The 19,263-nt window shown below is 69.6% G+C and carries 23 protein-coding genes; 13 read left to right on the top strand and 10 right to left on the bottom strand.

From position 1 onward, the window contains the following. Window positions 1–50 precede the first annotated feature (50 nt). From M6G65_RS13000 to M6G65_RS12985, 4 genes are all read right to left on the bottom strand, one after another. The gene (locus M6G65_RS13000; RefSeq protein ID WP_430929572.1) at window positions 51–875 is read right to left on the bottom strand and encodes a lysophospholipid acyltransferase family protein; all 825 of its coding nucleotides are present in this window, start codon (window positions 873–875) and stop codon (window positions 51–53) included. A 61-nt stretch (window positions 876–936) separates the two neighbouring features. Next, the gene (locus M6G65_RS12995) at window positions 937–1,452 is read right to left on the bottom strand and encodes a GNAT family N-acetyltransferase (protein ID WP_192708959.1); all 516 of its coding nucleotides are present in this window, start codon (window positions 1,450–1,452) and stop codon (window positions 937–939) included. Beyond that, a complete protein-coding gene (gene tsaB / locus M6G65_RS12990) occupies window positions 1,449–2,123 on the bottom strand; it encodes a tRNA (adenosine(37)-N6)-threonylcarbamoyltransferase complex dimerization subunit type 1 TsaB (protein WP_192708958.1) in 675 nt (224 codons plus the stop codon). The genes M6G65_RS12995 and tsaB overlap by 4 nt, the downstream gene beginning before the upstream one ends. Before the next feature lie 259 nt (window positions 2,124–2,382). Continuing rightward, the gene (locus tag M6G65_RS12985) at window positions 2,383–2,949 is read right to left on the bottom strand and encodes a NifU family protein (protein ID WP_192708957.1); all 567 of its coding nucleotides are present in this window, start codon (window positions 2,947–2,949) and stop codon (window positions 2,383–2,385) included. 183 nt (window positions 2,950–3,132) lie between these two features. Between M6G65_RS12985 and M6G65_RS12980 the strand changes: the two genes are divergently transcribed. The 4 genes from M6G65_RS12980 to M6G65_RS12965 all read left to right on the top strand — a co-directional run bounded on the left by M6G65_RS12980 (window position 3,133) and on the right by M6G65_RS12965 (window position 5,497). Beyond that, the gene (locus M6G65_RS12980; protein WP_238195610.1) at window positions 3,133–3,591 is read left to right on the top strand and encodes an atp-dependent helicase; all 459 of its coding nucleotides are present in this window, start codon (window positions 3,133–3,135) and stop codon (window positions 3,589–3,591) included. Window positions 3,592–3,829: 238 nt separating this feature from the next. Beyond that, window positions 3,830–4,240, top strand: a complete 411-nt coding sequence (locus tag M6G65_RS12975; protein WP_238195471.1) for a DUF2934 domain-containing protein — start codon at window positions 3,830–3,832, stop codon at window positions 4,238–4,240. Between the two features lie 155 nt (window positions 4,241–4,395). Continuing rightward, window positions 4,396–5,061, top strand: a complete 666-nt coding sequence (locus M6G65_RS12970) for an HAD family hydrolase (RefSeq protein ID WP_250104020.1) — start codon at window positions 4,396–4,398, stop codon at window positions 5,059–5,061. A 190-nt stretch (window positions 5,062–5,251) separates the two neighbouring features. Then, entirely contained in the window at window positions 5,252–5,497 is a 246-nt protein-coding gene (locus M6G65_RS12965; RefSeq protein ID WP_238195473.1) for a hypothetical protein, read from the top strand. Here the strand turns inward: M6G65_RS12965 and M6G65_RS12960 are convergent. The 3 genes from M6G65_RS12960 to M6G65_RS12950 all read right to left on the bottom strand — a co-directional run bounded on the left by M6G65_RS12960 (window position 5,476) and on the right by M6G65_RS12950 (window position 6,709). Beyond that, complete coding sequence (locus M6G65_RS12960; protein ID WP_238195474.1) at window positions 5,476–5,718, bottom strand: hypothetical protein; 243 nt, start codon at window positions 5,716–5,718, stop codon at window positions 5,476–5,478. The genes M6G65_RS12965 and M6G65_RS12960 overlap by 22 nt on opposite strands. A 166-nt stretch (window positions 5,719–5,884) precedes the next feature. Continuing rightward, window positions 5,885–6,160 carry a hypothetical protein gene (locus M6G65_RS12955; RefSeq protein WP_238195475.1) on the bottom strand — a complete coding sequence of 92 codons (276 nt, stop codon included), beginning with the start codon at window positions 6,158–6,160 and terminating at the stop codon, window positions 5,885–5,887. A 168-nt stretch (window positions 6,161–6,328) separates the two neighbouring features. Continuing rightward, window positions 6,329–6,709 carry a DUF6481 family protein gene (locus M6G65_RS12950; RefSeq protein ID WP_192708952.1) on the bottom strand — a complete coding sequence of 127 codons (381 nt, stop codon included), beginning with the start codon at window positions 6,707–6,709 and terminating at the stop codon, window positions 6,329–6,331. A 950-nt stretch (window positions 6,710–7,659) separates the two neighbouring features. Here M6G65_RS12950 and M6G65_RS12945 point away from each other — a divergent pair. The 8 genes from M6G65_RS12945 (at window position 7,660) to M6G65_RS12910 (ending at window position 15,544) form a co-directional block, all read left to right on the top strand. After that, window positions 7,660–7,854 (top strand): DUF4089 domain-containing protein, encoded by a 195-nt coding sequence (locus M6G65_RS12945; protein WP_238195476.1) that lies wholly within the window; start codon window positions 7,660–7,662, stop codon window positions 7,852–7,854. After that, window positions 7,851–9,248 (top strand): AtzE family amidohydrolase, encoded by a 1,398-nt coding sequence (locus tag M6G65_RS12940; protein WP_238195477.1) that lies wholly within the window; start codon window positions 7,851–7,853, stop codon window positions 9,246–9,248. The genes M6G65_RS12945 and M6G65_RS12940 overlap by 4 nt, the downstream gene beginning before the upstream one ends. Then, window positions 9,248–9,631: an oxalurate catabolism protein HpxZ gene (hpxZ, locus tag M6G65_RS12935; RefSeq protein WP_250104019.1), complete on the top strand. Its 384-nt coding sequence runs from the start codon at window positions 9,248–9,250 to the stop codon at window positions 9,629–9,631. The genes M6G65_RS12940 and hpxZ overlap by 1 nt, the downstream gene beginning before the upstream one ends. A 110-nt stretch (window positions 9,632–9,741) precedes the next feature. Beyond that, window positions 9,742–11,364 (top strand): ABC transporter substrate-binding protein, encoded by a 1,623-nt coding sequence (locus M6G65_RS12930; RefSeq protein ID WP_238195479.1) that lies wholly within the window; start codon window positions 9,742–9,744, stop codon window positions 11,362–11,364. Window positions 11,365–11,554: 190 nt separating this feature from the next. Next, window positions 11,555–12,508 (top strand): ABC transporter permease, encoded by a 954-nt coding sequence (locus tag M6G65_RS12925; RefSeq protein WP_250104018.1) that lies wholly within the window; start codon window positions 11,555–11,557, stop codon window positions 12,506–12,508. A gap of 14 nt (window positions 12,509–12,522) precedes the next feature. Continuing rightward, on the top strand, window positions 12,523–13,458 hold the full coding sequence (locus M6G65_RS12920) for an ABC transporter permease (RefSeq protein WP_238195611.1): 936 nt from the start codon (window positions 12,523–12,525) through the stop codon (window positions 13,456–13,458). After that, a complete protein-coding gene (locus M6G65_RS12915; protein WP_238195480.1) occupies window positions 13,455–14,510 on the top strand; it encodes an ABC transporter ATP-binding protein in 1,056 nt (351 codons plus the stop codon). The genes M6G65_RS12920 and M6G65_RS12915 overlap by 4 nt, the downstream gene beginning before the upstream one ends. Window positions 14,511–14,518: 8 nt before the next feature. Continuing rightward, window positions 14,519–15,544 (top strand): ABC transporter ATP-binding protein, encoded by a 1,026-nt coding sequence (locus tag M6G65_RS12910; protein WP_250104017.1) that lies wholly within the window; start codon window positions 14,519–14,521, stop codon window positions 15,542–15,544. 126 nt (window positions 15,545–15,670) lie between these two features. Here M6G65_RS12910 and speG read toward each other — a convergent pair whose 3' ends face one another. From speG to apaG, 3 genes are read right to left on the bottom strand one after another with little or no spacing between them, the layout of a single operon-like run. After that, window positions 15,671–16,240, bottom strand: a complete 570-nt coding sequence (gene speG, locus M6G65_RS12905; RefSeq protein WP_192708944.1) for a spermidine N1-acetyltransferase — start codon at window positions 16,238–16,240, stop codon at window positions 15,671–15,673. After that, complete coding sequence (gene argE, locus M6G65_RS12900) at window positions 16,237–17,406, bottom strand: acetylornithine deacetylase (RefSeq protein WP_238195482.1); 1,170 nt, start codon at window positions 17,404–17,406, stop codon at window positions 16,237–16,239. The genes speG and argE overlap by 4 nt, the downstream gene beginning before the upstream one ends. Window positions 17,407–17,440: 34 nt before the next feature. Continuing rightward, a complete protein-coding gene (apaG, locus tag M6G65_RS12895) occupies window positions 17,441–17,833 on the bottom strand; it encodes a Co2+/Mg2+ efflux protein ApaG (RefSeq protein WP_250104016.1) in 393 nt (130 codons plus the stop codon). Between the two features lie 270 nt (window positions 17,834–18,103). On the opposite strand from apaG, the gene M6G65_RS12890 reads away from it, so the two are divergent. Next, window positions 18,104–19,228 carry a 2'-deoxycytidine 5'-triphosphate deaminase gene (locus M6G65_RS12890; RefSeq protein ID WP_238195483.1) on the top strand — a complete coding sequence of 375 codons (1,125 nt, stop codon included), beginning with the start codon at window positions 18,104–18,106 and terminating at the stop codon, window positions 19,226–19,228. The last annotated feature ends 35 nt before the right edge of the window (window positions 19,229–19,263 follow it).

Below are 19,263 nucleotides of genomic sequence, written 5' to 3'. Positions count from 1 at the left end.
CGCGTCTCAACCTGCCGTGTCAGGCGGGAAGCCCGCGCGCAGGCTCAGTCCTACCGGCCCCGGTCAGACCGGCGCGATCTCGGCGCCGCGCAGGCCGAGGTCGGGAGGCGCCGGCTGGTGCCCGGCGCGGGCGCATTGTCTCCGGTCGCCGCACCGACGCCCCGCAGAGCGGCCCGGACCTCGGCCTCGGCGGCGGCCGTGGCCGCCTTCCGATCGGTGCTGGCCTCGAAGGCGATCGGCGCCCCCCAGACCACATGCACGTCGATGGGGCCGCCCTGCACGAAGGCGGCGACGTGCGGCGCCAGTTCCATGTCGCCGTACCAGGCGATCTCGACGCGCTCGGCGCGCGTCACCGGAAGGCCGTTGCGCCGGGGATAGGTGATCGCCAAGGGCTGAAGGCGGACCCGACCGCGCCCGGCCTCGGCCTGCAGGGCCGCCCGGGCCGCGCCGACCAGGGAGGAGCGGAACGGCAGGAGCCGGGTGCCGTCACCGGTCGTACCCTCGGCGAACAGCACCACCAGCTCACCTTCGGCCAGGCGATGTCCCATCGCCGTGCTGACCGCGGCCGTCGCGCCGCGCCGCTGCCGGTCGATGTAGATCGTGCGCTGCAGCGCCGCGAGCGCGCTGATCACCGGCCAGCCGGCGATCTCCGACTTCGCCACGAAGGAGAGCGGGCGCAGCGAGCCGATCGCGACGATGTCGAGCCAGGACACGTGGTTGGCGAGCACCAGAGCCGCCTCGCCGGGGGCGGGTGGCGTCCCGCTCTGCGTCACCCGGACCGAGAACAGGCGCAGGAACACGCGGTGGAACAGGATCGGCGCCAGGGTCGCGCGGCGGCCCAGGAGCCGCAGGGCCAGCCAGTGCGGCGGTCCCAGGACCGCGAAGGCGAAGGCGAGGGCCGCGACGCGCCAGGCGAGGCCGAAACGGCTCACGGCGTCACAGGTCGGCGCTCATCGTCAGCGCGGTCGCCCGGCTGCCGTCGGCCTTGAGATAATAGCCGGTGCGCGCACCGACCTGCCGGAAGCCGTTGCGGGCGTAGAGCCGCAACGCCGGGGCGTTGCCTTCGTCCACCTCCAGATGGACCCGCGCGACGCCGGCGAGCGCGAGGCTCGACAAGTGCTCGCGGAGGAGCTTGCGGCTGTGTCCGCCGCCGCGGAGCGCCGGAGACAGCACGACCGTCAGGATCTCCGCCTCGTCGGCCGCCCGACGCGAGAGCACGAATCCCTGCAGGGTCCCCGTCCGCCAGAGGCCGTGTGCCTGGGTCGAGCGCTCGCAGAGCATCCGCTCGAACTCATGCGCATCCCAGGGCCGGGCGAAGGCTGTGGCGTGCAGGCGGGCGAGGGCAGGGGCCTGCGCGGCGTCCGTCAGCGGCGCCACGTAGGGCTCCGGGGTCAGCGCGTCCCACCACGCGAACCACCAATCGAAGGGCCAGAACGGAAGCGGACGCGTCATCGCCGGGCGATCCGCGCGTGGTCCTGGGGCCGCGCATCGGGGCCGCGCAGGTAGAGGGGACGCGCCAGCGCCTGAGCCGGATCGGCCACGAGGCCGAGCGATGCGACGGCGGCGATATCCGGGCCGCCGACACCGGCGACACGGGTGGTCACGCCGCGCTCGGCCAACGCGGTCGCGAGGATCGGCGCTCCAGACCCGGTCAGGACCACCGGTCCGCGTCCGAGCCGCTCGGCGGCCTCTTCGACCGCCAGATGAGCGGGCGCCAAGCCCTCGCCGTGGCCCAGCGCCTGGACGTAGACGGCCCCGTGCCGGGCATCGATGGCGGCCGCGATCGTCCCCTCGAAGGTCTCGGCCAGAAGCGGCGCGAGCAGCGCCGAGAGCGTGCCGACGCCGACGACAGGCTTTCCGGTCGAGAGCCCGATGGCTCGGGCGGCCGAGAGGCCGACACGCAGTCCGGTGTAGCTGCCCGGTCCGACCGTGACGGCGACGCGGTCGATCGCCGCGAAACCACCCTCCACACGGGCGATGACCCGCTCGATCAGCGGCAGCAGGGATTCGGCGTGGCCCCGCGCCATCGGGAGCGTCTCGGCGGAGAGCGGCGCCTCGGCATCGTCTGCCGTTACGCAGGCGGCGCAATGGTCCAGCGCCGTGTCGATGGCAAGAATACGCACGCTCACTCCCGCATGCCGGTCCGGACCGGCCGCCGCCTCCCTGCGGCCCCGAGGGGCGCGAAGAGTCTCAAGCGTTAGAGCAAAATGGCCGTCCCGTCAGCGTCGCGGCGGCGGCAGCACCTGCATCTGCGGTGGAGTGTTGCCGGCTTGCGCCGGTCGGCGCGCCTCTGAAAGGCGCGCCTTCAAGCGTCGCGGCGGTCGCGGTTCCCGACGCTCTGGCGACGCAGGATCCGATGCCGAACCGCCGCGCAGCGGCCGCTTAGATGGCCTGGACCTCACGGATCTCCGGCAGGAAGTGCCGGAACAGGTTTTGCACGCCGTGCCGGAGGGTCGCCGTCGAGGACGGGCAGCCCGAGCAGGCGCCCTTCATCTCCAGGTAGACCACACCCTCCTTGTAGCCGCGGAAGGTGATGTCGCCGCCATCGCCCGCCACCGCCGGCCGGACGCGGGTTTCGAGCAGATCCTTGATGGTCACGACCGTGTCGTGGTCGGCCTCATCGTAGAACTCGTCGCCGGCCTCGATCTCGCCGTGGCCGCCCTCGGCCATCACCGGCGCGCCGGACTGGAAATGCTCCATGATCGCGCCGAGCACGGCAGGCTTCACCTGCGCCCAGTCGGAGCCGTCCTCCGCCTTGGTGACGGAGATGAAATCGTGCCCGAAATAGACGCCGGACACGCCCGGCACGGCGAACAGCGCCGCCGCGAGCGGCGAGCGGGCGGCAGCCTCGGCGTCACGGGCTTCGAAGGTCGCTTCAGCGAGGACCACGCGGCCGGGCAGGAACTTCAGGGTCGCCGGGTTCGGCGTAGCTTCGGTCTGGATGAACATGATGGGCTTCACTCCGCTGCGCCGGTTCAAGGCCGGCCGGGACAGGCGCCGCGAGGCACCGCGTCTCATGTGGACCGGCGACCGAATTTTCTCAACCTGGGCGTGGGGCCGGGAGAGTGGACATTCCGCCGATCCCGCGACAGGACGACACCAATCGTGGTGCCAGAGGAGCCGGCTTTGGATGTGACCGGGGACGAGACGCGCGCGCAGGATCTGGCGACAGAGCTGCGCGCAGTTCAGGCCAGGCTCGAGGCCGCCCTGGCAGAGGCGGCGTCCTTGAAGGTGCTGCTCGCCGTGCGCACGCACCAGCACGATCAGACCTGGCAGGCCAGACAGCGCCTCGCGGCTGAATGCGACGCCGCCGGCGCCCAGGTGGCCGCGCTTGCCGCGGAGCGCGAGGCGGCCGCGTCGCGCGCCGCGGAGGCCGTGGCCGAAGCCGACGAGCGCGCCGAGGCGGTCCGCACGGTTCTGGGTGCCGTCCTCGCGAGCATCGGTGCACGCGCCCTCGATCGCCGACGGTTTCAGGATCTCATCGCCCGCGCTGGGCGTGAGGCGCCAGATCATGGCCCCGGGGCCGCACGGCACGCTGTGCTGCTGACCGAGGCGCGTCGCGTCCTGGGGATCCCCAGCCAGGGATCCTGAGACCGCACGATGGCTTGCGCGTGCCGGGCGAGCCCTCGTCATCCCGGGGGACCTGACCCCGCGCCGAGGCCGCTGAACGGGGAGGTGTTCCGGCACGTGGTCCCCGCGGCGTTGTCCGTCGGCGGAAGCAGTCGCGGTGCTGCTCATGCATCCTGCGCCGCGCGGCGGACAGCAGGGTTAACCGACGCTTAACCCTCGCCTCCCATCGTTGCATGCGGGACGTTGAGGAGATCACCGCATGCAGATCAGCGAGCACCACGTGCGCGAATGCGCGTACTACATTTGGGAGAACGAGGGCCGGATTCACGGGCAGGCCGCCGCGCATTGGCTCCGCGCCGAAGCCGAGCTGCGCGCCAACGCCATGCTGGCGGCCGGCGTCGCCGCCGAGGCGACCGTGAAGGCTGCGGCCCCGAAGGCTGCCAAGCCCGCGACCAAGTCCACGACCAAGACCGCCGCCAAGGCTACTTCGAAGGCTCCTGCGAAGGCCGTCGCGTCCAAGGACGCCGCGAAGGTCGCCGCGCCGAAGCCCGCCACCAAGGCAGCCGCCAAGCCGGCCGCGCCGAAGCCTGCCCGGGCCTCCAAGGCCGCCGTAACGGCGGGCCTCGCCGCCAAGGCGAAGCCCGCGCGCGCTCCGGCTTCGATGCACTGAAGCGACCGCGCTTCGGCGCGACCGAGCATTCGACGGAAGCCCGCCCTGCGACCCGGGGCGGGCTTCCGCCGTTTAGGCGGTCACCGACGGAACAGGCCGGTCTCCATCCGGTTGATTGCGCTGATGCGGGCGCCGTGCACCGCGATGAGGCTGCGATGCGCGCGGTGATCTTCGACATCGATGGGACCTTGCTCGACAGCGTCGATCTGCACGCACGCGCCTGGGTCGAGGCGTTCGCGCATTTCGGCGTGGAAACCGACCCGGCGGAGGTCCGCAGCCAGATCGGCAAGGGCGGCGACGAGCTGATGCCCGTCTTCCTTCCGCAGGCGCGGATCGACCGTGAAGGGAAGACGATCGAGGCGTACCGCTCGGACCTCTTCAAGCAGAAGTACCTGCCCGAGGTTCGACCATTCCCCGGTGTCCGCGCGCTGTTCGAACGGATCCGCGAGGCTGGCTTGAAGATCGCCCTGGCGTCCTCAGGCAAGCGCGCCGAGGTCGAGCGCTACACGGAGATTCTGGAGATCGGCGACCTCGCCGACGTCGCCACCAGCTCGGACGACGCGGACCGCTCGAAGCCGCATCCGGACATCTTCGAAGCGGCGCTGAAGAAGCTCGACGGGATCCCGCCAAGCGCGATCATCGTCATCGGCGACACCCCCTACGACGCGGAGGCAGCGGCGAAAGCGGGCCTGCGCACGATCGGCGTCCTCTGCGGCGGCTTCCCGGAAGCGGACCTTTCCGCCGCGGGCTGCGTGGCGATCTACCGCGATCCGCAGGACCTGCTCGACGGGTTCGAGCAGTCCTTGCTGGCAACCGGCTGAACGGCTGCTCTGGCAAGCCATCGCCGCGTTTTACGCACCGTCATCCACAGTTTCCCGCCACGCTGTTGCGCTGCGGTAACGGAGCATGATGCCGGCTACGCAATCCGACGAAAGGGGCTGGTGTCACCCGGCCGAAAGGCGTAGCGAGCCGCCCGCCAATCTGGATCCTTTCGAAGGACGAGCGCCTCGTATGCCCCAGACTCACCAGGCCAGCCCGGCCTTGCGCTTCGTGCCGGGAGCCAAGACCCTGCCGGAGCAGATCGCAGAGGCGGTCGGCAGCCGATCAACACCCTTGAGCCAGCTCCTCCGCCTGATGGCGGCGCTGGAGGCGGAGGGCGGCAACGAGGCGCTGCGCCTGCAACTGCGCGCCCGGATCGGCGCGCCGCTCAATGCCCGAATGCCGAATCCCGCGCGTCAGTGCCGCCGATGTCGGTGACGATGTCGGCGGCCTGAGCGCCGCGCGGTCTGGACCGAGGCTGGGCTGATCCGCTTCATGCAGGCGAAGTAGATCTGCCGCCCGACATCCTCGATCCCCAGACCGCTTGGATTCGGCGCGGAGAAGACCTTCGCGCGCGCCTCCATCCGGCAGGCCGCGTCCTCGGGACTGCGGATCGGCGGCTCGGCACGCACCGATCCGACCCACAGGATCGATCCCATCAGGATCCCGGACGCGATCAATGCGGGACGCGTCCCTCTTCCCCAAATATTCGGCATACGGAATGCTGTCCTCACGCGGTCGAAAGGCGGAAATAGAGCACCTTTGCGACCCGTGAAGCTTCGTCAGACTGCTGGCTTCGGTCGGCGGGCCCGCCGCAAGCCAAGCTCAAGGCACGATCCAGAGGCATCGACCCGCGCCGGCAATGGTCATGCATTCATAGGGCGCGCCGCCGATCATCGCTCGCTGTTCCACGGTCCCGATCTCACGGCGCGCGATCCGGCGGCATCCGGCCTCCGACGGGCCTTGGTGCCCCGACCCGGCGGCATCGATCCGGCGCGCGGCCAGCAGGGTGTCGCAGGCCGTGACGTCTGCCGTCTGAGCGCAGGCGCCGCTCGACCAGAGCACGACAGGCGCGATCACCAGAACAAGTCGGGACATCATGTTCGTCTCGTCGGAGGGCCGCATCGGCTGTGGTCAACCTTACGGCGGCCCTCAACGCAGGGGCACGCGCGAAGGTTGCCGATCGCCCAGCTCCGCAAACGCAACGACGCCCGCTTTGGGGGCGGGCGTCGTTTGATCGCGGGACTTCGGATGACTGTCGATCAGCGCTCAGCGCTTGATCTTGGCCTTGGCCTTCCGGGCGGCGTAACGGGCGTCGCGCTGCGCCTTCTTGGCCTCAAGGTCAGCCGACTTGCGCTCCTGCGCGGCGGCGAGTTCGGCCGCCTCGCGGGCGAGTTGCGCGGCCAGCTCGGCCTCCTCGCGCTGGCGCTTCTCCTCGGCAGCCTTCAGCTCGGCGGCGATGCGAGCCGCCTCGCGCTCGCGGGCGCGCTCCTCACGCGCCTGCGCGACCTCGGCCCGAGCCTTGGCCTTGGCAATCACCTCCGGGTCGTCGGCCGGCGGACGAGCCTTGAATTTGGCCAGCAGTGCGGCCTTGGCATTCTGGGAGTTCTGGCGACGGTCGTCGAAGTTCCTGTAGTCGAATGCGCTCATCTGACCTTTCTCGGTTAATACGCTGGGCGTGTCTCAGGGACTTCCGGCACAGCCGGTCACGTCGTCTCTGCAAGCCCCCATGGCGTCCCTGGCCATTGGAACTGCACCGATCCATCGATTCTACCGATGGTCAGACCCGAGCGCTGGCCCACGCCGGAGCGCTCGGGTCTGACCATGTGCCGAAAACGGAAAGCCCTTAACCAGAGCGGCGTGTCCTACGCAATCGCGTCGATCTGCGCCCAACGGGTGCAATGCGACAATCCTGGCGATCTCTGTATGGATTTTGCCGACCGGTGCCGAAAAACCTCAAGGCATCGGGGGCCCACCTGTCGGGAACAGAGTACGAGGTCATGCCGCTCTCTGATTGCCATCTTCACATATGTCGCTCAAGGATGAGCGGCAAGGTTGAGGGGCTGTCTCACCAGCGCTGCTCGATGCGTACAAAGGTGAGCCCGACTCCCACACGCGATTGCAGACACGCTCAACAGCAAAGCGCAGTGGCCGCAGCGCATTCGCAAGCAGCAACCCACGTCTGCAAATTTCACATCGGATACTTGATCGTTGTAGAAGCCATTGATCGCTGCTGGGTGCGTGTGGTCGAGCGGCGCCCACCCTGGCTTTCCGGGCGACGGGTGGCTCATGGGGCGGAGCCGACCGTGCATGCACGAACGCCAGCCACATGGTTGGCCCAACCATGCCGCAAGTAGACCTGCGAGCGGCGTGGCTCAATGAAGCCTCAGAATGACCGGACGGCCGGGCCAACAAAGGAACGCCAACCGGCCGCCTACGAAATAGGCAAACCGAGGTTGCGGCTCCATCTCGATCGAAGGGCGCGTTATCGTGCCTCAAAATGAGGCATACTCGGTAAAAGTCCGAAAAACGCCGTCCGCGGCATGAGCCCTGCTAAAGATCAGTCCCGGCAGCGTACCGAGGACAACGCGAGAACCCCGATGCTCGACCCATCCGCAACCTTCGATCCTGAAGCTTTTGCCGCAGCCGTGACCCCGCTGCTCGGGCTGCCCCTCGATCCACGCTGGATGGACTCCATCACCGCCAACCTCCGCGTTCTGGCGAAAGCCGCCGAGCTGGTGAGCGATTTCCCGCTTGCTGATGAGGTCGAAGCTGCGCCGAGCTTCGAGGCATGAGCGCGCCCCACCCCCTGAGCGCGGCGGCGCTCGCCGACGCGGTCAATCGTCGGCAGCGCAGCGCGCGGGACGTCGTGACCGAGGCTCTGGCTCGGATCGGCCGCCACGATCCATCCGTCAATGCCTTCACCGACGTGCTTGGCGGGCGTGCGCTGGCGCAGGCGGACGCGCTCGATGACGCCCTGGACGGGGGCGGCCCGCCCAAACCGCTCGCGGGCGTGCCCTTCGCGGTGAAGAACCTGATCGACATCGCGGGCCTGCCGACCCGTGCAGGCTCGAAGATCAACCGGGAGCGACCGCCGGCCAGCCGTGACGGCACCCTGGTTCGACGCCTGGAGGCGGCCGGGGCGATCTTGGTCGGCGCCCTCAACATGGGCGAATACGCCTACGACTTCACCGGCGAGAACGTCCACGACGGTGACGCGCACAACCCGCACGCCCTCGACCATATGACTGGCGGCTCGTCCGGGGGCTCCGGGGCGGCCGTCGCCGCCGGGATGGTGCCGCTGACGCTCGGCTCCGACACGAACGGCTCGATTCGCGTTCCCGCCGCCTTCTGCGGCTGCTTCGGGCTGAAACCGACCTATGGGCGGCTCAGCCGCGCGGGGAGCTTCCCCTTCGTCGGCAGTCTCGACCATCTCGGTCCCATGACCCGGAGCGTGAGCGACCTCGCGCTCGCCTATGACGCCATGCAGGGTCCGGATCCGGACGACCCCGTCGCGACGACCCGACCGCCGGAGCCCGCCATGCCGGCCCTTGAAACAGGGATCGACGGATTGCGGATTGCGGTGGCGGGAGGCTACTTCGCGCGCGGCGGCGATCCGGAAGTCTTCGCCGCGGTGGCGCGCGTCGCCGAGGCCCTCGGCGCGCGCCGCACCGTCGAACTGCCCGAAGCGGCACGCGCCCGCGCGGCCGCCTACCTCATCACCGCCGCCGAGGGTGCGACGCTCCATCTCGACCGCCTGCGCACCCGACCGCAGGATTTCGACCCGGCCGTGCGCGACCGGCTGATTGCCGGGGCGATGCTACCCGCGCCCCATGTCGAGCGGGCGCAGCGCTTCCGCCGCTGGTACCGGGCGCGCGTGCTGGAGGTGTTCGACACCGTCGACGTGATCCTGGCCCCGACCACGCCCTGCCGGGCACCGAAGGGCGGCCAGACGCATTTCGTCCTCGACGGCGTGACGCTGCCCGTGCGGGCCAATATCGGCGTGTTCACGCAGCCGATCTCGTTCATCGGCCTGCCCGTGGTAGCGGCGCCGGTCTGGCTCGATGACGGGTTGCCGCTCGGCGTGCAGGTGATTGCTGCCCCCTGGCGCGAGGATCTCGCCCTGCGCGTCGCACGCCATCTCGAACGGACCGGCATCTGCACGGCACCCATCGCGGAGCTCGCCTGATGGTCATCGGCGATCCCGCCGTCAGGGCCGAGGTCGAGGCCGCCTTCCGGTCCTACGAGACTGCGCTCACCACCAACGACGTCCCGACCCTGGAGGCGCTGTTCCGGGACGATCCGCTGACCATCCGCTACGGGATCGGCGAGAACCTGTACGGCATGGACGCGATCCGCACCTTCCGCCGGGCCCGCTCGCCGGTGGGCCTGGAGCGCGTTCTGGCGCAGACGCAGATCACCACCTACGGGCGCGACTTCGCCACCGCCATGACGCTGTTCACCCGCACGAGCGTGCCCGGAAAGATCGGCCGGCAGAGCCAGACCTGGGTCCGCTTCCCGGAGGGCTGGCGGGTGGTCGCCGCCCATGTGAGCCTGATCGACGCCGAATAGGCGCCGGACAGCCGCGTCACGCGGTGCGGACTGACTGGCCGCGGGCTTGCATACGGTCGAGCGTATCCCGGGCCCGTCAGGTCCGGACCAACGCGAGTACCCGACCCAAGATGCTGTCCCGTTTGAGAAATCTCGGCGCCCGTGCGGCGCTGGCCGGTGTCCTGGCGCTCTCCGCGAGCACCGCCGCCCTCGCGCAGGGAACGCTGCGGATCGGCATGACCGCCTCCGACATCCCGCTGACCACCGGCCAGACCGACAATGGCGGCGAGGGCATGCGGTTCCTCGGTTACACGGTCTATGACGGCCTGATTAACTGGGACCTGTCGAGCGCCGAACGCGCCTCCGACCTCGTCCCCGGCCTCGCCAGCAGCTGGGGCGTCGACGCCGCCGACAAGACCAAGTGGACGTTCAAGCTGCGGCCGGGCGTCAAATTCCACGACGGCTCCGACTTCACCGCCGACGCGGTGGTCTGGAACCTCGACAAGCTCCTGAAGGCCGACGCGCCGCAATACGACCCGCGCCAGTCCGCGCAGGGCAAGACCCGAATCCCGGCCGTGGCCAGCTATCGCGCCGTCGACCCGCTGACCGTCGAGATCACCACCAAGGCCCCCGACGCGACGCTGCCCTACCAGATCGCCTGGATCATGATGTCGTCTCCGGCCCAGTGGGAGAAGCTCGGCAAGTCCTGGGACGCCTTCGCCAAGCAGCCCTCGGGCACCGGCCCGTGGAAGCTGACCCTGTTCGCCCCGCGCGAGCGCGCCGAGATGGTGCCGTTCAAGGACTACTGGGACACGAACCGCGTCCCGAAGCTCGACAAGCTCGTGCTGATCCCGCTGCCCGAGGCCAATGCCCGGACCGCGGCCCTGCGCTCCGGCCAGGTGGACTGGATCGAGGCGCCGGCACCCGATTCCGTGGCCTCCCTCAAGAGCGCCGGCTTCACCATCGTCACCAACGCCTATCCGCATAACTGGACGTGGCACCTGTCGCGGGTCGAGGGCTCGCCCTGGAACGACGTCCGCGTGCGCAAGGCCGCGAACCTTGCCATCGACCGCGACGGGCTGAAGGAGCTGCTCGGCGGCCTCGCCATCCCCGCCAAGGGCTTCATGCCGCCCGGCCACCAGTGGTTCGGCCACCCGACCTTCGACGTGAAGTACGATCCCGAGGCGGCCAAGAAGCTGCTCGCCGAAGCCGGCTACAGCCCCGCCAAGCCGCTGAAGCTGAAGGTCGCGATCTCGGCCTCGGGCTCGGGCCAGATGCAGCCGCTGCCGATGAACGAGTTCGTCCAGCAGAACCTCGCCGACGTGGGCATCCAGGTCGATTACGAGGTGGTCGAGTGGAACACGCTGATCAACATCTGGCGGGCCGGTGCCAAAGCCGACATCTCGCGCGGCGTCTCGGCGATCAACTACTCGTACTTCATCCAGGATCCGTTCACCGGCTTTATCCGCCACCTGCAGTGCAACTTCGCCCCGCCGAACGGCACGAACTGGGGCTATTACTGCGATCCGGCGATGGACAAGCTGTTCGACCAGGTCCGCAACACCTTCGACAAGGCCGAGCAGACGAAGGTTCTGGAGAAGATCCACGAGAAGTACGTCGACGATGCACTGTTCATCATGATCACGCACGACGTAAATCCGCGGGCAATGAGCCCCAAGGTGAAGGGCTTCGTTCAGGCGCAGAACTGGTTCCAGGATTTCTCGAAGATCACCATCGCGACGGCGGGGCGGTAGTCGGACCAGAGATCTCTCCTCCCTGGCGATCCCGGGCCTGCCCGGGTTCGCTCAAGCTTGCGGGGAGGAGCCGAAGGTGGAGGTGATGCAGGATCGCGCGATCGGGTTCCTTCTGCACCACCCCCACCCCTGACCCCTCCCCACAAGGGGGAGGGGAATAGCCTCGGCTGTGTCGACAACAGGTCCTTGAATGCTCCTCTACATCCTCAAACGACTGGTCTACGTGACCCCCGTGGCGTTCGGGGTCAGCGTCGTCTGCTTCCTCCTCGTTCACCTCGCGCCGGGCGATCCCCTGAGCGCGGTGCTGCCGGCCGACGCAACCCAGGCCACCATTGACGAGATGCGGGCCGCCTACGGCTTCGATAAGCCGCTGCCGGTCCAGTATCTGATCTGGCTGTGGCACGTGCTGCATGGCGATCTCGGCGTCTCGATCGCCACCGGACGGCCGGTGCTGGGCGAGGTCAGCCGCGCCGTGGTGAACTCGCTGATCCTCGCCTCGGTGGCGACCGTGATCGGCTTCACCTTCGGCACGCTGTTCGGCTTCGTGGCGGGCTATCACCGGAACTCGCTGGCAGACCGGGCGGCCTCGGCCCTCTCGGTCTTCGGCGTGAGCGTGCCGCACTATTGGCTCGGCATGGTGCTGGTGATCGTGTTCTCGGCCACTCTCGGCTGGTTGCCGCCGACCGGCGCCGGGCCCGACGGCTCGGGCAATTGGCGGCCCGATTTCGATCATCTGCGCTACCTGATCCTGCCCGCGGTCACGATGTCGGTGATCCCGATGGGCATCATCGCCCGCACGGTCCGGGCGCTCGTCGCCGACATCCTGTCCCAGGACTTCGCCGAGGCCCTCCGCGCCAAGGGCATGGATGAGCGCGGCGTGTTCCGGCACGTCGTGCGCAACGCCGCCCCGACGGCGCTCGCCATCATGGGCCTGCAGCTCGGCTACCTGCTCGGCGGCTCGATCCTGGTCGAGACCGTGTTCGCCTGGCCGGGCACCGGCTTCCTCCTCAACGCCGCGATCTTCCAGCGCGACCTGCCCCTGCTCCAGGGCTCGATCCTCGTGCTGGCGATGTTCTTCGTGGTCCTCAACCTCCTGGTGGACGTGATGCAGACCGCCCTCGACCCGCGCATCGAGCGCGCCTGAGCCGGAGCCCGATGATGACTGCTCCCGTCACTGCGGCCTCTGTGGCCCTCGACGGCGGCGTGCTCGCCGCCGAGGACGTGACCCACGGTCCCGAAGCCGCCTTCGCCCCCTCCCGCGGCTTCTGGGGCCATGTCGGCCACCGGCTGGTGCGCGACCCCGTCGCCATGGGCGCCGGCGCCGTGATCCTCGCCGTCGTGCTCATCGCGATCCTGTCGCCCTGGATCACCCCGATGGATCCCTACAAGGGCTCCATGCTGCGCCGGCTGAAGCATGTCGGCGACGCCACCTACTGGCTCGGTTCCGACGAGCTCGGGCGCGACATGATCAGCCGGCTGATGCTGGGCTCGCGGCTGTCGCTGTTCATCGGCGTGACCCCGGTGCTGATCGCCTTCGTGATCGGCTCGGCCATCGGCATCCTGGCCGGCTATGTCGGCGGCTGGACCAACACGATCCTGATGCGCACCATCGACGTGTTCTTCGCCTTCCCGTCGGTGCTGCTGGCGATCGCGCTGTCGGGGGCGCTCGGCGCCGGCATCTTCAACTCGATCGTCTCGCTGACCTGCGTGTTCGTGCCCCAGATCGCCCGGGTCGCCGAGAGCGTCACCACGGGCATCCGCCGCCGCGACTACATCGACGCCGCCAAGCTGTCGGGGGCCTCGGCGCTGACGATCATGCGCGTGCAGGTGCTCGGCAACGTCGTCGGCCCGATCTTCGTCTACGCGACCAGCCTGATCTCGGTCTCGATGATCCTGGCCTCGGGCCTCTCGTTCCTCGGCCTCGGCGTCCGCCCGCCCGAGCCCGAATGGGGCCTGATGCTCAACACCCTGCGCACCGCGATCTACGTCAATCCGGTCGTGGCCGCCCTTCCGGGCGTCTGCATCTTCGTCGTCTCGATCGCCTTCAACCTGTTCTCGGACGGCCTGCGCGCCGCCATGGAGATTCGCCAGTGAGCGTCATCCCGGACGCCTCCGATCCGTTCGCCCGCGACCGCGGCGGGCCCGCCCAGCCGCTCCTGTCGGTCTCAGGGCTGATCAAGCACTTCCCGGTCCGCAAGGCCGGCGGCAAGAAACAGGTCGTGCGCGCCGTCGACGGCGTCGATTTCGACGTCCTGAAGGGTGAGACGCTCGGCATCGTCGGCGAGTCCGGCTGCGGCAAGTCCACCACCGCCAAGCTGCTCATGGGCCTGATCGAGCGCGATTCCGGCCAGATGCTGTACGACGGCCAGGCAATCGGCGAGCGCGCCATGCCCTGGCGGGCCTACCGCCGCGAGGTCCAGATGGTCTTCCAGGACAGCTACGCGTCGCTCAATCCGCGCATGACCGTCGAGCAGTCGATCGCCTTCGGCCCGAAGGTCAACGGCGTCTCCAGCCGGGAAGCCGTGGAGCGCGCCCGCGCGCTTCTCGCCCGGGTCGGCCTGGAGCCGAAACGCTTCGCCGGCCGCTACCCGCACGAGATCTCCGGCGGCCAGCGCCAGCGGGTGAACATCGCCCGGTCTCTCGCCCTGGAGCCGCGGCTGGTGCTGCTCGACGAGGCCGTGTCGGCGCTGGACAAGTCCGTGGAGGCGCAGGTGCTCAACCTGCTCCTCGACCTCAAGGCCGAGTTCGGTCTGACCTACATCTTCATCAGCCACGACCTGAACGTCGTGCGCTTCATCTCGGACCGGGTGATGGTGATGTATCTCGGTCGGGTCTCCGAGATCGGCCCGTCCGACACGGTGCTCGACGCGCCGGCCCATCCCTATACCGGGGCGCTGCTCGCCTCGATGCCGTCGCTCGATCCCGACAACCGCACCCAGGCCGCGCTGCTGCAGGGCGACCCGCCGAACCCGATCGACCCGCCCACGGGGTGCCGCTTTCATCCGCGCTGCGCCCTCGCGGAGGGGATCTGCAGCCAGAAGGAGCCGCCGCTCGACGCGATCCAGCCGCTGCATCGCGTCGCCTGCCTCGCCCGGCAACCCGGCTCCGGCCATTCCGCGGCACCGACCCAGGCGCTCGCGGCATGAGCAACCCGATGTCTCCTTCAGAACCCGCTGTCGCCCTCAGGAATCTCCGGGTCGCCTTTGGCAAGGTACAGGTCGCCGACGGCGTCGATCTGACCGTCGAACGCGGGCAGGCCCTGGCGCTCATCGGCGAGTCCGGCTCGGGCAAGAGCGTGACGCTCCGCTCGATCCTCCGCCTGTTCCCGGACGGGCGCAGCCGCATCGAAGGCCAGATCCTGGCCGCCGGGAGGGACGTGCAGGCGCTGACCAAGCGCCAGCTCGCCGACTTCCGCGGCGGCGCGGTCTCGATGATATTCCAGGAGCCGTTGCTCGCCTTCGACCCGGTCTACACGGTCGGACGGCAGATCACCGAGGCGATCCTCCGCCATGAAAAGATCTCGAAGGACGAGGCCCGCAAGCGGGCGCTCGCTCTATTCGAGCGGGTGCGGATCCCCAGCCCGGAGCGGCGTCTCGACAATTACCCGCACGAGATGTCGGGCGGTATGCGCCAGCGCGCCATGATCGCCCTGGCGCTCGCCTGCCGGCCGCAGGTGCTGCTCGCCGACGAGCCGACCACGGCGCTCGACGCCACCGTGCAGATCCAGGTGCTGCTGCTCCTGCGCGAGTTGCAGCGCGACCTCGGCCTGTCGATCGTGATCGTCACGCACGATCTCGGCGCGGCCGTGGAGGTCGCCGACCGGATCGCCGTGATGTACGCCGGCAAGATCGTCGAGACCGGGACCGCCCATCAGGTGGTCCTGAACCCGCACCACCCCTACACGATCGGCCTGCTGCGCAGCCGGGCCGAGGGGGCGCTGGCCAAAGGCTCCCGCCTGCAGACGATCCCGGGGAGCCCGCCCGATCTCGCCAATCGCCCGCCGGGCTGCCCCTTCGCGCCGCGCTGCTTCCTTGCCGAAGAGCGCTGCCGCCGGGAGATGCCGCCGGTGGGCGAGATCGCCCCCGGCCATCAGGTCGCGTGCTGGCGGACCGAGGAGGCGTCGGCCGCCTACCGCGCCGGCCCGACCCCGGTCCGCGCCGCGGAGCCGGTCCCGGCCTGAGCCGCCTCGTCGCGCGGATCCGATCCAAGAACCCGGATCCGGGCGGCACGCCGTGGCCGGCGTCGTTCCAGGGCGCCGCTGGGCAGCCCCGGGATGATCCCGTAGGATCCGGCAATTCAACCGTCGTCACACCTTCAGCACGGGTTCGGCGATGTCGCCGCCGCCGCCGCGGGCCTTCAGGTAATCCGGCTGGAACAGGCACATCCGCACGGCGTCGCGATAGCGCCCGTTGACGAAGAATTCGTCCTTCAACACACCTTCGGGCCGGAAGCCGCAGCGCTCGTAGATCCGCACCGCCCGGGCATTGTCCCGGTCGACGTGCAGGTAGAGCTTGTGGATGTTGAGCACACTGAACGCGTAGTCCATGGCGATCCGGGTCGCCTGCCAGGCGTAGCCGCGCCCCTGGAAGCTCGGGTGGATCGCGATCTGGAACTCGCAGCGCCGGTGAAGGTGGTTGATCTCGACGAGCTCGATCAGCCCGGCCGGCTCGCCGCCGGGATCGGCCACGATGAAGCGGCGCTCGGTCTGGTTGTGGATGTTGCGCTCGTAGAGCTGCTGCAGTTCGGCAAAGGACTCGTAGGCCTCCTCGAACCAGTAGCGCATGATGCTGTCGTTGTTGTTGAGCTGGTGGACGAAGCGCAGGTCCTCCCGCTCAAGCGGCCGCAGCTTGATGGTGATTCCGGTCACCGCGTTCATGACGCATAGGCCTCGATCAGGTTGCGCAGGAACCGCTCGCCCCGGCCGAGGGCGTCGAGGGTGATGAACTCGTCGGGCTGGTGCGCCTGCGCGATGTCGCCCGGTCCGCAGACCACGGTCGGGATCCCTGCGGCCTGGAACTGCCCGGCTTCAGTCGCGTAGGGAACCGCGATGGTGCGGTTGCGCCCGGCCAGCCGCAGGCAGAGCCGCTCGGCCTCGGACCCCGGCTCGGGGGCGAGGCCAGGAATGTCGACCTCCTCAAGGGTCTCGATCCGCCCGAACGCGCCGTATCGGTTGAGGCGCTCGCGCGTCACCCGCTCGACCTCCGCCGCGAAGAGCCGCGGGATCTCGGCCGGGTCGAGGTCCGGCAGCCCGCGATACTCCCAGTGGAAGCGGCATTCCTTGGCCAGGATGTTCCGAGCGGTGCCGCCGTGGATCGTCCCGACATGGACCGTGGTCGAGGCCGGGTCGAACCGCCCCGATGGGTCGCCACGCTCGATCATCAGATCGGCGATCCGGTTCAGGCCGGCGACGAGCTCGCAGGCCGCCGTGACGGCGTTCGCCCCGAGGGCGGGCCGCGCCGAATGGGCCTCGTGCCCGTGGACGGTGGTGAGGCAGGTGACGATGCTCTTGTGCGCGTCCGCCACCTCCATGCCGGTGGGCTCGCCGACGATCACGGCGCCCGGCCGCGGCAGGTCGGCCCCGAAGCGGGCGATCCCGTCCATGGAGCCCAAGCAGGTCGTCTCCTCGTCGTAGGAGAGCAGGATGTGGATCGGCCGCTTCAGGTCGGTGGCCAGCATCTCGGGCACCAGCGCGAGCGCTAGGGCGTCGAAGCCCTTCATGTCGACGGCGCCCCGCCCGTAGGCCCGGCCGTCGGCGACGCGCAGGGCGAACGGGTCGCCGGTCCAGGCCTGCCCCGCAACCGGCACCACGTCGGTATGACCGGACAGGACGACACCGCCATCGACCATCGGGCCGATGGTCGCGAGAACGGCCGCCTTGTCGCCTGCGGCGTTCGGCAGGCGCAGGTACGGCACGCCCCAGCCATCCAGGTAGCCGCAGACGGACTCGATCAGCGCCAAATTGGACTTGTCGCTCTCCGTGTCGAAGGACACGAGGCGGGCCAGCATGTCGAGCGTGCTCAGCCGCTCGCCGGTCGCAGGCATGGATTCCTCCGGAGCGGGGCCCCGGGCCGGGGCCTCAGTGCAGGCTGCGGCGGACGTGCGGGCTGTCGAGGGAGAAGGCGGGGATCTCCGCCTCGAAGCTCTCACCGGCCACCGTCGCCATGGTGTAGCTGCCGGCCATCAACCCGTCGGGCGTGTTGAGCGGGCAGCCACTCGTGTAGCAGAAGGTCTCGCCCGGCTCCAGCACCGGCTGCTTGCCGACGACTCCGGTGCCGCGCACCTCCTGGCAGGCACCGTGCCCATCGATGATGCGCCAGTGGCGGGAGCGCAGCTGCACCTGTTCGCTGCCGTTATTTACGATCTCGACCGTATAAGCGAAGAAATACCGGCTCTCGTTCGGCGAGGATTCCTCCTCGGCGAAGCGGGACTGGACCGTCACGCTGATTCCCCGAGTCTCGGCCTTGTACATCGCCCTAATAGGCCCTTCTTCGGACGGTTCGATTCGCTGAAGCCGAACGGAACGCGCTTCACCCGGGGGTGGTAGTTGGCGCCGGAATCCCCGTCAATCGCGGTGGACTACCTCGCGGGACGCCGATCTGCCCAGCAGCCCCCCGCTGCGCACGGGCCGCAGGGTGCGGCACGATGGGCGATGGCGCGGGTTAAGCCCGCATTAGCCAGTCCCGGCGGAAAACGGACGAGGGACGCGGACCTGCCGGGGCGCGCGAAGGAGTCAGGCGCGATGAACGCGGGCGCACGCAGAGGAGCCGCCGATTCGGGCGTGAAAGGCCGCGCCGGGATCCTGCCGGCCCAGGCGATCGCCGAACTCGCTGCGGCGGGCGGCATCCGCACCGCCCGCGCCTTCGCGGCCGATCAGATCCAGCCGGCCAGCCTCGACCTGCGCCTCGGCGACAAGGCCTACCGCGTCCGCACGAGCTTCCTGCCGGGGTCGGGGCGCACGGTCCAGGCCTGCGTCGAGCGGCTGTCGCTCCACGCGATCGACCTCCGCCCCGGCGCGGTCCTGGAGACGGGCTGCGTCTACATCGCCGAATTGCAGGAGGGCCTCGCGCTTCCGGCCGACCTCGCGGCCGCGGCGAACCCGAAGAGCTCGACCGGGCGCATCGACGTGTTCACCCGGGTGATCACCGACCGGGGCGAGGCCTTCGACCAGGTCGAGCCCGGCTACGCCGGCCCGCTCTACGCGGAGATCTCGCCGCGCACCTTCCCGGTCCTGGTCCGCACCGGCTCGCGCCTGTCGCAGATCCGCTTCCGCCGCGGCGCGCCGCGCCTGACGGAAGCCGAGCTCGGCCTGCTCCACGCCCGCTCGGCGCTGGTCGATGCGGGCAGCCCGTCCTTCCAGGGCGGCGTCGCGGTCTCGGTCGACCTGTCCGGATTCGACGGGCTCGTCGGGTACCGGGCCAAGCGCCACACCGGCCTCGTCGACGTGGACGCCCCCGGGCGCCACCGGGCCGCGGATTTCTGGGAGCCGCTCGCCGCCGACGGCTCGGGCAGCCTGATCCTCGATCCGGGCCAGTTCTACATCCTGGCCTCGAAAGAATCGGTGCAGGTCCCGCCGGACCACGCCGCCGAGATGGTGCCGTTCGATCCCCTAGTGGGCGAGTTCCGGGTTCACTACGCGGGCTTCTTCGATCCGGGCTTCGGCTATGCCGGGGCCGGCGGCGAGGGTGCCCGCGCCGTGCTTGAGGTCCGCTCCCGCGACGTGCCGTTCCTGCTGGAGGATGGCCAGATCGTCGGCCGCCTCGTCTACGAGCGCATGCTCGACCTGCCGGAAACGCTCTACGGGGCGGGGGCCGGCTCGAACTATCAGGCCCAGGGCCTCAAGCTCTCGAAGCATTTCGTCCTGTAGGCGGGGCGCGGATCCACCGACGGGAGCCTCGATCG

Source organism: Methylobacterium tardum (genome assembly GCF_023546765.1).
Classification (GTDB): domain Bacteria; phylum Pseudomonadota; class Alphaproteobacteria; order Rhizobiales; family Beijerinckiaceae; genus Methylobacterium; species Methylobacterium tardum.
Note: the sequence above shows the minus strand (reverse complement) of the source record. Positions and strands in the feature narration are given on the sequence as shown.

Coding starts and splice junctions, on each gene's coding strand:
- M6G65_RS12995 (WP_192708959.1), bottom strand. CDS start 1,452: ATGACGCGTCCGCTTCCGTTCTGGCCCTTCGATTGGTGGTTCGCGTGG.
- M6G65_RS12985 (WP_192708957.1), bottom strand. CDS start 2,949: ATGTTCATCCAGACCGAAGCTACGCCGAACCCGGCGACCCTGAAGTTC.
- M6G65_RS12975 (WP_238195471.1), top strand. CDS start 3,830: ATGCAGATCAGCGAGCACCACGTGCGCGAATGCGCGTACTACATTTGG.
- M6G65_RS12970 (WP_250104020.1), top strand. CDS start 4,396: ATGCGCGCGGTGATCTTCGACATCGATGGGACCTTGCTCGACAGCGTC.
- M6G65_RS12965 (WP_238195473.1), top strand. CDS start 5,252: ATGCCCCAGACTCACCAGGCCAGCCCGGCCTTGCGCTTCGTGCCGGGA.
- M6G65_RS12960 (WP_238195474.1), bottom strand. CDS start 5,718: ATGGGATCGATCCTGTGGGTCGGATCGGTGCGTGCCGAGCCGCCGATC.
- M6G65_RS12955 (WP_238195475.1), bottom strand. CDS start 6,160: ATGATGTCCCGACTTGTTCTGGTGATCGCGCCTGTCGTGCTCTGGTCG.
- M6G65_RS12950 (WP_192708952.1), bottom strand. CDS start 6,709: ATGAGCGCATTCGACTACAGGAACTTCGACGACCGTCGCCAGAACTCC.
- M6G65_RS12945 (WP_238195476.1), top strand. CDS start 7,660: ATGCTCGACCCATCCGCAACCTTCGATCCTGAAGCTTTTGCCGCAGCC.
- M6G65_RS12940 (WP_238195477.1), top strand. CDS start 7,851: ATGAGCGCGCCCCACCCCCTGAGCGCGGCGGCGCTCGCCGACGCGGTC.
- hpxZ (WP_250104019.1), top strand. CDS start 9,248: ATGGTCATCGGCGATCCCGCCGTCAGGGCCGAGGTCGAGGCCGCCTTC.
- M6G65_RS12930 (WP_238195479.1), top strand. CDS start 9,742: ATGCTGTCCCGTTTGAGAAATCTCGGCGCCCGTGCGGCGCTGGCCGGT.
- M6G65_RS12925 (WP_250104018.1), top strand. CDS start 11,555: ATGCTCCTCTACATCCTCAAACGACTGGTCTACGTGACCCCCGTGGCG.
- M6G65_RS12920 (WP_238195611.1), top strand. CDS start 12,523: ATGACTGCTCCCGTCACTGCGGCCTCTGTGGCCCTCGACGGCGGCGTG.
- M6G65_RS12910 (WP_250104017.1), top strand. CDS start 14,519: ATGTCTCCTTCAGAACCCGCTGTCGCCCTCAGGAATCTCCGGGTCGCC.
- speG (WP_192708944.1), bottom strand. CDS start 16,240: ATGAACGCGGTGACCGGAATCACCATCAAGCTGCGGCCGCTTGAGCGG.
- argE (WP_238195482.1), bottom strand. CDS start 17,406: ATGCCTGCGACCGGCGAGCGGCTGAGCACGCTCGACATGCTGGCCCGC.
- apaG (WP_250104016.1), bottom strand. CDS start 17,833: ATGTACAAGGCCGAGACTCGGGGAATCAGCGTGACGGTCCAGTCCCGC.
- M6G65_RS12890 (WP_238195483.1), top strand. CDS start 18,104: ATGAACGCGGGCGCACGCAGAGGAGCCGCCGATTCGGGCGTGAAAGGC.